The following is a 13,164-nucleotide window of genomic DNA, read 5'->3' on the forward strand; positions in this document are numbered from 1 at the left end:
AAAATGAAGCTAAAATTATTTCTTGCCTTTTTCACGGCAACTCTTTTTTCACTGATCAGCCATGCTCAATCTGGATACTTTATGCATCCGGATATTTCCGGCGATCAAATTGTCTTTGTCTCCGAAGGAGATATTTGGAAGGTTTCCGCGAGTGGTGGATCTGCCATTCGCCTCACCACACATCCAGGGGACGAGTCCGACCCCAAACTTTCACCAGATGGAAAATGGGTGGCCTATGCAGCTAGCTATGAAGGACCGACAGAGGTTTATGTTATTTCTATTCAAGGAGGCCTACCAAAACGGCTTACTTATGAGGCGTCAAGTTCTACTCCCACGGGATGGAAAGGGAATGAACAGGTAGCTTATATGACCACTCAATATTCTACCCTTCCCAGGCTGAGGACTGTTCTGGTGAATGTGGAAAATTTGGAGAAGGAGTTTGTTCCGCTTTCCCTGGCGGCTGAAGGAACCTTTTCAGAAGATGGTAGCGACGTTTACTTTGTACGACCCTCCTTTCATAATAATGTAACCAAGCGATACGAGGGAGGAACAGCCCGAAAAATCTGGAAATATACAGACGGGGCTGAAGAGGCAGTTCGACTAACTCAGGACTACGACGGAGAAGACCATCACCCGGTTCATCATGGTGATAAAGTGTACTTTTTAAGCGCAAGGGACGGAATTATGAATGTCTGGTCAATGAGTACTGAGGGCTCCAATCTTACTCAGCTTACGACCGAAGACACATTCGATGTCAGAGAGTTTTCCTTATCTGAGAACCAATTGGTCTACCGGGTTGGAGCGGATTTAAAGTTGATGGATTTGGGATCTGGAAGTGAACAGCAGCTAGCCATAAGTTTGGTTTCAGATTTCGATCAACTACGGGAAAACTGGGTGACTAATCCAGAGCAATACATTACCAATGCATCTGTAAGCAATGATGGAGATCGGGTGGCACTCACTGCTCGGGGACGAGTTTTTGTGTTTCCATCTAAGCAAGGAAGAGAGGTACGCTTGAGTAGAAAAGACGGTGTGAGGTACAGAGATGCTGTTTTTTCCAGTGACGGAAAGGAGATTTTGGTCTTTTCGGATGAAAGCTCAGAATTTGAAATTCATGCATATTCTAGCCTTGGACTGGATGAGGGAAGAGCATTGACTTCGGATGGGGAAGTTTTAAGACAAAATCTGCTTCCTTCGCCTGATGGTAATAAGGTGGCCTATTCTGACTTGGACAATAAAATATGGATTCTCGATATTAACAGTGGAGCAAGCACTCAAGTTACCGAATCAGATGAGGATTTAACTACAATGCCCACATGGTCTCCCGATAGCAAGTTTCTTGCTTATGGACAAGCTGCGAGTAATACATTTTCTCAAATATGGATTTATGATTTAGCAGCAGCTAAAAATATCCCTGTGACCACTGACCGAATCAATTCGCTAAGCCCTCAATGGAGTCATGATGGAAATTGGTTGTACTTCTTATCAGATCGAAATTTTCAGTCCTTAGTGGGAAGCCCCTGGGGACAAAGACAGCCTGAGCCTTTCTGGGAGAAACAGATGAAAATCTACCAGATCGCACTGAAAAAAGGGTTGGCATCTCCATTTCACCCTAAAACAGAACTTACTGAAGAAGAAAAAAAGGAAGAGGATGGTGCAGAGGTTTCGGTCAGTATAGATGAGGATGGTTTAATGGAAAGACTCTATGAAGTTCCGGTTCCTGCGGGAAATTATAAGAATCTCTTGGTCACGGATAAAGCTATTTACTTTCATCAAGTGGGCCCCGGCTTGGGCGTTTATTATGGAGGAGGTGCTCCATCTCGTGATAACCCAACCATCATGATGATGGCCATTGGTCCAGACGAGGAGCCGAAAGAATTCCTCAAAAACATCAATTCGTACACGCCTTCAGCCAACAACAAGTATATTCTTGCTACTCGGGGGAGTACCCATCACGTGGTACCCTTAGGAACCTCACCGGTTTCGGATCCATCTAAGTTTCGACTGGATCTGAGTGGCTGGAAATTCTCCATTGATCCGAGGGAGGACTGGAAGCAGATTTACACGGATGCCTGGAGAATGGAGCGAGACTATTTCTATGACAGAAATATGCATGGAGTAGATTGGGACGCAATGTATGAGAAGTATTTGCCTTTCGTAGATCGGGTGAGCAGCAGGGCTGAATTATCAGATGTGATCGGAGAAATGGTAGGAGAGCTCAGCGTACTTCACACCTCAGTCCGCGGAGGGGATCTAAGAAGTGGTGAGGATAATATCAGCTTTGGTACTCTCGGTGCCAGATTCTCTAGAAACGATAAGATGCAGGGATACTCCATTGAGCATATTTACCAAAGTGATCCTGACTATCCGGATGAGATGTCACCATTGGCACATGCCCATGTGGATTTTGAAGTTGGGGATGTAATTACTCATGTGGATGGGGTTCCCGTGATGAGTGTACCGGACATTCATTATTTGCTTAGGGACAAAGCTGGAGAGCAAGTAAGAATCTCCTATTTAGGATCAGATGGAGCTGACAAAGGTGACGAAATCATAGTGCCAATGAGTTCTGGGGCGGATTATAATCTGCGCTACAATGAATGGGAATGGAGTCGAAGAATGAAGACAGAGGAAGCCAGTGAGGGAGACATTGGTTATGTTCACTTAAGAGCCATGGGTTCTGGCGATATCAGTCAATGGTACAGGGATTTTTACCCTCAGTTTAAAAAGAAGGGTCTGGTCATCGATGTGCGTCATAACCGGGGTGGAAATATTGATTCATTTATTTTAGAAAAGCTGATTCGGGAGGTGTTTTTCTATTGGAAAAGCAGGAATGGAGAGCCCTACTGGAATATGCCTTACTCCTTCAGAGGGCATCTGGTTTTACTCGTTGATGAGTTTACTGCATCTGATGGCGAAGCTTTTGCAGAAGGGTTCAGAAGACTGGGCTTGGGCAAAGCTATCGGTGCAAGGACCTGGGGAGGGGAAGTCTGGCTTTCAGGAGTGAATAGACTTACAGATAATGGTATCGCAAGGGCTCCGATGAATGGAGTTTATGGAGAGGAAGGAGAATGGCTCATCGAAGGTTATGGCTTTGTTCCGGATATAGAAGTGATCAATATGCCCAAGGCTACATTTGAGGGTGAGGATGCTCAGCTTGATGCAGCTATTGAGCATTTAAAAGAATTGATAAGGACAGACCCAAGACCTGTGCCACAGCCACCAGCATACCCAGACAAGTCTTTTAAGAATGGGAAGAATTAATCGATATTAAAGCGAAGTTTCAGACTTCGCTTTTTTTTATGAATATTCATTCTCGAATCCGGAGAAATTGAAACTTATTCCAATGGTCAAATCATAATTGGATTCGAAAAAAATGAAAATTGCTAGTTTGAAATTGTGTATATTTTTCACCAAATAAGAAAGAGGGCAAAGATATGTTTATATCGATCTTAATTGGGTCCTACTAATTATTTGAATAGTTATTTTTTATATCCCAAACGAATTAAATTTTATGGAAACCAAAGTCGGCATTGGCCAAAGTAATCAAACAGACTCTTTTTCTGCTGGTAAGGAAGCTACGGCATCAGCATTAAATAAAGGCAAAATTGAGAGGGCTGATTTTGCCTTAATCTTTTGTGGGGGCAAACACGATCCACATGAATTTTTAAAAGGAGTAAATTCAGTTATTCCAGAATGCCCAAAAGCTGGAGGAACTTCATTCGGAATTATTACAGATTCCTTTATTGGATATGATGGTTTCGAAACGGGTGTGACGCTTTTCAGTTCGGACAAAATCAAATTTGATGTGTTTGCTGAAGGAGACATTAATTTGAACGAATTCAAAGCAGGTGATGCTCTAGGCAAGCAGATTAAATCTGGAGGAATCAAGGATCCAAAAGCTCTGATGGTTTTTTATGATTCCAGTAAGCAGCAAAACCCACCCATGTTGAATTTTGCCACACCTTTATTTGCGGCTTTGGAGCCTCATCTTCCAGCTGGAATTCCCTGTGCAGGAGGAGGTTTTTTAGCTGATATGAGATTATCCCAATGCTATCAGTTTGTGAATGACGAAGTTGTTTCCCAGCATGTGGTTGCGATAGTGATATCCGGTGATTGTGAATTTGAAACCACTATTCTTCATGGTTGCCATCCTTGTTCCGATTACCTGACTGTAACTAAGGCAGAGGGACCTGTGGTATTTGAAATTGACGGAGTTCCAGCAGTGGATAAAATCCATGAGCTTTTGGGTGGAAAGGATGTGGTCGATGTGAAGGATTTTGCCATGAATGTTACTCTGGGTATTAATCGTGGTGATAAGTTTGGTGAATTTCAGGAAAAAAATTTTGCAAACCGACTTACTCTTGCCGTTGATGAAGAGAATAAGGCCTTGGTTATGTTTGAGCCTGATTTGACACCAGGGTCTGAAGTTCAGCTTATGCGTAGAAATCTTGAGCCTGATTATTTAGAGTCTGTAATTTCTGAAGTCAAAGATCAAATTTCTAATCTGAATCCGGTCTTTGCTTTTTATATTAACTGTGGAGGTCGGGCTAGGCCATTCTCAGGTGTAGGGTTTGAAGATGCAGAGGAGGTACAGAAGGCTGTAGGGGACATTCCATTGGCGGGCTTTTATTCAGGTGTAGAAGTAGCACGAGTCGGGGAATTCCTTCAGCCATTAGATTGGACCGGTGTCCTTTGTTTTTTGGCTGAAAAATAAATTATGTCCTGGGAAGAAAAGCTGGAGCAAGCACAAAAGGAAATAAACTACTATAAAAGTAGACTTCAAAAATTATCCACCTCTTATATGAGTCTGGAGTATAGAACTGCTGATCTTTCTAAGGATGTACTTCAGATGAGTGAGGGGCTGAAAGTAATCGCTGAACTTCAGGATGTGGATGCAAAAAGCGATGAAGACCAGCTTTTCGAAAGCCTGGCTGAAAGTATTAATGTCCGGTTAAAAATGGATGTTGCAGCCATTCTACTACCTGTTGAAGAAGGCAAGCTGGATTTTGATTTAAGATATCTAAAGGGTTTTGGACAGTACGATACCGAAACTGTAAGACAAAAAATTATTCAAGTTCCAAAAGATGTTTTTGAAAGTAAAAAAGGAGTTATAGTAAATAAAGAAGATGAGCTTAATGAGTTTCAGTCTTATCTTCAGAGAGAACTAGAAATAGAAAATCTCATTTTCTCTCCCATTATCCACAATAAAGAGATCATGGGATACTTTTTTGCTGGCCGTAGAAGTCAGCTTCTCCAAAAAGGAAAAGGAATTTTGCCCTACCACTTGAATATTTTGGATGCTATTGGAGGGGTGGTATCTACCGTACAAAACCAACTGGAGAGGCAGCAAGTGTTGGAAGGCCTAGTGAATAAAAGGACTAAAGAACTTCAAGAAGAAAAAGAAACCAGTGAAAACCTTTTACTTAACATTCTTCCCTGGGAGACGACCCAGGAATTAAAGAAAAATGGTTCTGTAAAGGCCAAAGATTTTAATATGGTCTCAGTGCTTTTTACTGATTTTAAAGATTTCACCAGGTTCAGTGCCGGTCTCAGCTCGAAGGAACTCGTGGAGCTTATTGACTTTTACTATCGGGAGATGGATAAAATCACTGGAAAGCATGGCATCGAAAAAATTAAAACTATTGGGGATAGCTACATGTGTGCCTCTGGATTACCTGTAGAGCGAGAAGACCATGCCATAGCAGCAGTTCGGGCGGCATTTGAAATACGGGACTTTATTCAGAGAACCAAAGAAGAGAGAATAAAGCAAAATAAACCCTACTTTGAGGTCAGGATTGGAATCAATAGTGGTCCTGTGGTAGCAGGAATAGTGGGTATCAAAAAGTTCGCCTATGATATTTGGGGTGACACGGTGAATGTGGCCTCCAGAATGGAATCGAACGGTGAACCTGGGAAAATAAACATCAGCGATTCTACCTATGAGCTGGTTAAAGATTATTTTGAATTTGAATACCGGGGAGAAATCCCTGTAAAAAATAAAGGCGAGATAGGGATGTACTTTGTCGAACCGACTTTGGGATAGTCAGATTTTTTTTCAGTCGGAGAATCAGCTGGCCTAACCATTTTTTCTTAACCTTAATTGTTTAATCATGAGTCAATTTGATTTTCCGAGGATCAATTTTCACGGTAGTGTGCTCCTCGATGTTCCCACAGGAAACAACGGGAAGTTTTCACCTCTAAAAATTTACAATCAGGATGAAGCTTTGCCATACAGACCTCCTAGAGTGTATTTGAAACCCGGAATAATTCCCAATATTCCTGCTAAGTACAAAATTGAGACTGATGAAAACTCACCATATTCTGATTATAACAAATATGTTGAAATAAGTAGTGTTACCGATGAGGTATACGATGCTTGGGCGATCTGTCATTTAGGCACTTCAGGTCATGATGATGATTATAAGGAGCTTTATGAAAACGTCCCTCTTGATGGTGATTCTCCACAACCCATGCTTTCTGAAGGAATGGTTCAGCCGAGTTATTGGAATTATTATGGAGATCTCAGCGTCTATGCCGAGGATATTCGAATCACTGGTGTTCAGGTGGTGGATGATCTGGGGAATGTAACTACCTATACCCCAGGTAATTCTGATGGATGTCCAGCTGGTCTGTCCCAGCTGCTAGGACAATCATTTTCATTTCATCAACAGTTCTTTGATCCAAATAGTAGGACCACAGCCATGTTTTGTGACGTGGATAGTATAGGCGATTCTTGTACCCAGATGTTTTATTCTCTTGCTGGAATCTATGGAAAGCCCAATAATCAGGAAAAAACCTTTTTCACCGGAGTACCTTGCAAGTCAGCTTTCAATTGGCTTTCACTTTGTAAGGTCCTAAATTTAAATAATCCACTTTTGTCACCTATGTACGGAGGCACTTATTTCAACTCCACTATCCAGCTCAATGCAGATCAGACCGATCCTCAATTTCAACAGGATCTAAATACAGCTGCTGGTTTTCATGTGGATGCTCTTTCCATGAAAATCCTCTTACATCAGGTTTATGAAGTAAGAAATCCAGATTACAAAAAAATGCCAACCGCTCCCTTGGGTAATAATCAGACTTCGGTCCCTAAAAACCCTGCACGAGTGGCTTTTTCAGGATCTTTGTGTCCTCATGTGTCTGGGGTGGATATGACCACAACAGATATCGCTCGAATTTTAAAAAATGAAGTGGTAAACAATCCTAAGTTAGATGTAGGCCACTTAGATTTACCCATTCCTCAAGGTTCGAATGAAGGGATTACCATAGAATCGCAAGTGCAATTGCCACCTGCATTTGTTCGAGTGAACCCTACAAAAAAGGTTATCAGTCTAGATGTAATTAATACCATTTGTGAATACGGGATTGGTTTTGGAGATTACAGTTGCTATGGCGGGGATACTGCGATTCCACCATTCAAAAGTTTTGAAAATTTTGATTTCAATACCCTCTCCTTGTATTTTATACCTGATGATCAATCCGGTAATGTGCTTATTGGTTCTTTGACCCATACGGAGGATTACAACATGGCCGTGTTCTTGGCGAAAGGAGGAGTTATGGATTTTAAAATTCCCCCAGGGAAACACGACTTCTCAGCTGGAAAATTTGCTATTTTTTGGAAAGATGGTGAACTAATGATGGAAGATGATTACTTAGTTCTTACAGATCAAAAAGGATCTTACGCTGAAGAAAACCAGCATGATAATTACAATTATAAATATGATGGTTCGGGTCGTGGGCCGATCACTTTAAGGTGCTTTAAAAGGGGTCAGCCCATTCCATACGAAAGTCGGGTAGAAGGGGTATATCAAACGGCTTGGAACCAAAATTATCCTTTTACTTTTTATGACAAGGTTGACTTCAAATATCCAACTAATGTGGTCGGTTGTACGCAGTATACCTTTGCCATTACAGAGAACCAACGAATTCCAAATTTTCAAACTACCAGTCCTCTGTATTTTTTAGCTAACGGCTATTACCTGGTCGGGCGAGTACTAGACGAGGCAGCGGATTTGGTAAAATATCTGGATGGGACGGAGCCTCTGACATTCGAGGTACTGTATGATAAGATTCTATCAAATTATAACAATGTGCTTCCGATTATGAATTCGATTTTACCATTCCAGGAATCGGTTTGGAGCGAACCGTATACTATGCGCAGGATGCTCATGCTGACGGATGAAAAAAACTGGGGAGGTTATATGTATATGCCGGTAACCAGAGAATTATCAAAAAATCAGCATGCTCTTCTTCAAATGTGGGCAAAGCAAAAAATCAATTCTTAGTCCTAAATTATAAACAACATGAAAAATTCAATTTTAAGAATACTTGGACTAGCATTGATTTTATCTTTGAACCAGTTTTGCTCAGCTCCAACTGAGGATAGGGAGGGAGATGAAATGGTTTTGGCGACCGAAACCTCACCTTTGATGGCTCAAGTTCAAGGGTTGTTTGAAGGAGCAAATGAAGATAGTACTGTTTCGGACTTTATCCAGATCCATTTGGAGGCTGAAGACCTCGGTTTTTTAATTCCGGCTCTTCAAAGTCCAGTTTATGCTACCTATGGTAGTCAATGGGTGATGTTTGGAGGAAGAAAAGCTGGACTACATAACATGAATAATGATCCACCAGCTTTTCCTAACCTTATGGCCAACGATTCGATTTGGGTAGTGGATTTGGATGCCAAAAAAACTACAGGCGTACCTGTTCCTCCCCTATATACCACTTACCTCTCAGGAAGTAGTATGCTTCACTATCAGGAAGGGGAAACACTTTATGCCTCGGGTGGCTACACTTCAATCGGAGATACTACGATTAGCAATTGGACTTCAGATCACTTTTTTGAAATCAACATCCCAGGTTTGATTCAATACGTGAATTCAGGGGGTAGTACCCCAGCCCTAGACCAGGTCTTTACTAAAGTCATAAGTGATCCCTTTTTACAAGTAACTGGCGGGGAAATGATGGTTTCAAATGGAAATTTCTACCTCATCGGAGGTCAAAATTATAAGGGGGCATATCTTCCTGGAAACACCGGAGACTATACCCGGGCTGTACGTAAGTTTTCACTTACAACAGATGGCATTAACTGGATGATTACAGATACCTTATCAGTAATTGACTCCACAAAATTACACCGTAGGGACTACACCTTGGCAGAAGTTATTACCCCTGGGCCTGATTCTCTGGGAGCTGTAATTTATGGAGGGGTGTTTAACCAATATGGATTAGGCTATCCTTCTCCTGTTTATCTAAACGATTTAGGTTCAGGTGTTCCATCCGTTACCCTTGATGAGGAAACATTGCAGAAAGTAAACCTTTATTCCGCCGCTCAGATCGATGCCGTATTAGCTTTCGGAGAATATAGAGTCAGTCGAATTTCTATTCTAGGTGGGATCACTGATTTGAGTTATTTCCCAGATTCTTCTGGTTTAGGGGAGTCTGATATTCCTCTCCCTTTTTCAAATTTGATTTCAACTTACTATACAAATGGCGAGGATGAAACAATTGAATTAGTTCAGACCCCTCCCAATGCACTTATGCCTGGTTACCTTGGTTCTAATGCTGTATTTTTCCCATTACCCGGATTACTGTATGGTGAATCAGAATCAATCATTGATCTGAACAAGGTGTTTCCTGGAGATGCTTCTGGACCTGTTTTGGTGGGGTATATGTATGGAGGAATTGAATCTCCAGTGGCTAACCCAATGAACGGAATGCAGAATTATAATACCAAAACGAATTCCACCCTATACGGGGTGTATATGACTTTGGGCTTAGAATAATTCTGGCCAAATTGAAAAATTATCTATTCCCAATATTGGTCATCCTAGTGCTGAGTCTTGCCTTGATCAGGCCAAGTTTTTTGTTGAATTGGGAAGGATTAGAAACTTCAGTTTTAATTGTACCCCTCCTTCAAATAATCATGTTTGGGGTGGGAACTGAAATGAGCCTGGCAGATTTTAAGGGTGTGGTTCAGATGCCGAAAGGAGTTCTAATTGGCATGCTTTGTCAGTTTAGCATCATGCCTTTTTTAGGGTTTGGAATTGCGAAGCTTTTTGGGTTTTCGCCTGAAATCGCCGCGGGGATTATTCTAGTAGGATCTTCACCCAGCGGATTAGCTTCTAATGTTATGTCTTATCTGGCTAAAGCCAATCTCGCTCTTTCAGTGACTATGACGGCTTGTGCTACTTTGGTCGCACCTCTAATCACTCCATTTATGATGAGCTGGCTTGGTGGTCAATTTGTGGAAGTTGATTTTCTGGGAATGATGTGGAGCATATTTCAGATTGTGATTATTCCCATAGCCATTGGATTACTGTTCAATCATTTTCTGAAAGGCAAAGTTAGCTGGCTGGATAGGATCATGCCCATAATTTCCATGGCTGGGATCATTCTGATCATAGGAGTAATTACAGCAAATGGAAGAGATAGTTTACTGGAGATCGGGTTGCTTCTTGTTTTGGCTTGCGTACTTCATAATGGCTTGGGATACTTGCTTGGGTATTTCGCTGCCAAAGCAGCTAAAATGGATGAAGCTTCCTGTAGAACCATCGCCCTTGAAGTTGGCATGCAAAATTCTGGGCTGGCTTCCGGAATAGCAGTTCAAATGGGTAAAATTGGAACCGTTGGATTAGCACCAGCTGTTTTTGGGCCATTGATGAATGTTACGGGCTCGTTATTGGCTTCCTTCTGGAAAAACAGACCCCAAAGCTGAGATTCTAGCCGATAGTACCATCGCCGTCAATATCCCTACCTACTTGTTGTTCAAGGATGGTTAGTGTCTTTTGAAGGAGCACCCTGGTCTTTTTTAATTCCTCCTCTAAGTTTACCACCCGCTGTTCCAGACTGATTGCTTTTTCATTTTGCTCTTCAATCTGGCTTTGCTGGATAAGATCCCAAAATAATCCCATGACATTTGAATTTTAATAAAGTATAATTAGCCCAATGTGTTTTCCCTCACAGGCATTTCTATTTGGAAAGGAAGCCTCCTTAATCGGACCCCAGTAGCATCAAAAATGGCATTTCCAACAGCGGAGGCAATAATCGGAGTACTCGGCTCACCAGCACCTCCAGGTGCATTTCCACTATTGATTATATAAGTTTCGATTTTGGGTGAATCTTTCATTCTGGTCACAGGGTAATCATGAAAGTTGCTTTGGGCGACAGCCCCATCCCGAATGGTAATTTCACCTGACACGGCTGCGGAAAGGCCATAGATGATTCCACTTTCCATTTGAGCTTTGAAGGAATCTGGGTTGATGGCAAAACCAGGATCTGCCACGCAGATTACCCTATGAACCTTAATTCCTCCTGAGATATCTACTTCCACTTCTGCCACCTCAGCCACATAGGTGCCAAATGACTTATGCACGGCTACTCCTCTTCCCCAGTTTTGAGGGAGTTCGGTGCCCCAATTTGATTTTTCCTTTACTAAGTCTAATACTGCTTGAAATCTTGGTTGGTCTGAGGTGAGTGTTTTCCGGTAGGAAAGAGGGTCTTGCTTTGCAGCATGGGCAATTTCATCTACAAAGGATTCAGAATAAAAACCATGAGTGGAATGATCTACACTTCGCCAGTTCCCCCAGGGGACATGAGAGGCAGGACTTGAAAATCGGATTTGTTGATTGGGAACCGCGTAAGGTATATCGGCTGCTTCGGGGGGGTGATGTCGGAAGATAAATTGGCTTTGGTAAGCCAAAGGATTACCCGATTCATCCAAGGCAGCTTTCATTCGACTGATGCCAAGTTCCCGATACACATCATGTTGCATATCTTCCTCTCTTGACCAAATGAGCTTAACCGGATAACTCACTTCTCTGGCTATACGAGTGGCCTGAAGAATGACATCGTTTTCCGAACGACGCCCAAATCCGCCGCCCAGTAACTGATTATGAACCTTTACTTTTTCCTGCTTGATATCCAGCTCTTCAGCCACAGCAGCAGCCACTCCCAGTGGATTTTGGCTTCCACACCATACTTCAGCTTCCTCCCCTTTCACCCAGACCGTACAATTCATAGGTTCCATGGTGGCATGAGCCAGAAAAGGAACCTGATACTCCGCCTCTATCACTCGTGCCGCCTTTTCAAATTCGACGCCTACATTTCCCACTTCGTAATGGGTGTCAAGCTCGTCTTTTTCCCGGGCCTCATCCATTTCTCTTTGGTAGCGAGCGATGATTTGGTCCTGGTTAATTTTTGCATTTTCTCCCAGATCGAAATCCAGGTTCATGGAATCTAAAGCCATCTTAGCCTGCCAATATCCATCTGCTATTACAGCTGCGGCATTACCTAAATTGAGGACTTTGATGACTCCATTTTTTCCCTCCATAGACTTATCCATGGATTTAACCCTCCCACCAAAGACTGGAGAAGCAGCCACCGTGGCATATTTCATATTAGGAAGATCCACGTCTATCCCAAACATAGCTTTTCCGGTGACCTTGTCAGGAATGTCAAATCGAGGTTGTGAGGTGCCAATAATTTTAAATTCTTTCTCAGACTTCAATCTCGGATCTGATGGCTTTTTTACTTTTGCAGCTTCAGGGGCTATTTCTCCAAAACTTGCTGATTTGCCAGATGAATCACTGATTATCCCTTTTTCAATGCGAATACTTTCCTCATTCACACCCCATTTTTGGGCGGCAGCCTGAACCAACATGGCACGCGCAGCTGCTCCTGCCACTCGCATGGCATACTGACCTGTGAATCGAACTGAGGAACTCCCTCCGGTAATCTGAAAATTCATGCTTTTGACAGCTGTCAGGAATACTCCATCCACGGTTTCATTCAAAAACTTAGGGACATTAGGTCCCCCTCCCAGAAAGCCCTTAGCCACGGCATAATTGGCATATTCCTTAATAGCTGGGGCCTCCTCAAATCGTATTTGAGACCAATCAGCATCCAGTTCCTCGGCCAGCATCATGGCCAAAGCCGTGTGAACTCCCTGTCCCATTTCGGCGTGGGGAATGATGGCCGTGACCGTATTATCTTTAGCGATTTTCAGCCATATATTTAATACTGACTCTCCATCCCTGGCAATCACATCAGCTACCTTGGATGATCTATTTCCAGGTCGAATGGCAATGCCCAAAACCAAGGTTCCGCTGGCTAATACCCCTGCTCCAATAAATGCTCTTCTAGTCCATTTTTTCATCT

The 13,164-nt window shown here is 42.5% G+C and carries 8 protein-coding genes; 6 read left to right on the forward strand and 2 right to left on the reverse strand.

Annotation, left to right across the window (positions count from 1 at the left end):
• The first annotated feature begins 3 nt into the window (after nucleotides 1-3).
• From QVH07_RS08090 to QVH07_RS08115, 6 genes are all read left to right on the forward strand, one after another.
• Nucleotides 4-3,264 carry a S41 family peptidase gene (locus QVH07_RS08090; protein WP_289999657.1) on the forward strand — a complete coding sequence of 1,087 codons (3,261 nt, stop codon included), beginning with the start codon at nucleotides 4-6 and terminating at the stop codon, nucleotides 3,262-3,264.
• 250 nt (nucleotides 3,265-3,514) lie between these two features.
• Nucleotides 3,515-4,717: an FIST signal transduction protein gene (locus tag QVH07_RS08095; protein ID WP_289999658.1), complete on the forward strand. Its 1,203-nt coding sequence runs from the start codon at nucleotides 3,515-3,517 to the stop codon at nucleotides 4,715-4,717.
• 3 nt (nucleotides 4,718-4,720) lie between these two features.
• Nucleotides 4,721-6,046 carry an adenylate/guanylate cyclase domain-containing protein gene (locus QVH07_RS08100; protein WP_289999659.1) on the forward strand — a complete coding sequence of 442 codons (1,326 nt, stop codon included), beginning with the start codon at nucleotides 4,721-4,723 and terminating at the stop codon, nucleotides 6,044-6,046.
• A 67-nt stretch (nucleotides 6,047-6,113) separates the two neighbouring features.
• Nucleotides 6,114-8,291 (forward strand): hypothetical protein, encoded by a 2,178-nt coding sequence (locus QVH07_RS08105; protein ID WP_289999660.1) that lies wholly within the window; start codon nucleotides 6,114-6,116, stop codon nucleotides 8,289-8,291.
• A gap of 18 nt (nucleotides 8,292-8,309) precedes the next feature.
• Nucleotides 8,310-9,791, forward strand: a complete 1,482-nt coding sequence (locus QVH07_RS08110; RefSeq protein ID WP_289999661.1) for a hypothetical protein — start codon at nucleotides 8,310-8,312, stop codon at nucleotides 9,789-9,791.
• An 11-nt stretch (nucleotides 9,792-9,802) separates the two neighbouring features.
• Nucleotides 9,803-10,723 (forward strand): bile acid:sodium symporter family protein, encoded by a 921-nt coding sequence (locus QVH07_RS08115; protein ID WP_289999662.1) that lies wholly within the window; start codon nucleotides 9,803-9,805, stop codon nucleotides 10,721-10,723.
• A gap of 4 nt (nucleotides 10,724-10,727) precedes the next feature.
• Here QVH07_RS08115 and QVH07_RS08120 read toward each other — a convergent pair whose 3' ends face one another.
• Together QVH07_RS08120 and QVH07_RS08125 are read right to left on the reverse strand one after the other, a co-directional pair.
• On the reverse strand, nucleotides 10,728-10,919 hold the full coding sequence (locus tag QVH07_RS08120) for a hypothetical protein (RefSeq protein ID WP_289999663.1): 192 nt from the start codon (nucleotides 10,917-10,919) through the stop codon (nucleotides 10,728-10,730).
• A gap of 26 nt (nucleotides 10,920-10,945) precedes the next feature.
• A complete protein-coding gene (locus tag QVH07_RS08125) occupies nucleotides 10,946-13,162 on the reverse strand; it encodes a xanthine dehydrogenase family protein molybdopterin-binding subunit (protein WP_289999664.1) in 2,217 nt (738 codons plus the stop codon).
• Nucleotides 13,163-13,164: the final 2 nt, after the last annotated feature.

Source organism: Algoriphagus sediminis (genome assembly GCF_030403435.1).
Classification (GTDB): Bacteria; Bacteroidota; Bacteroidia; order Cytophagales; family Cyclobacteriaceae; genus Algoriphagus; species Algoriphagus sediminis.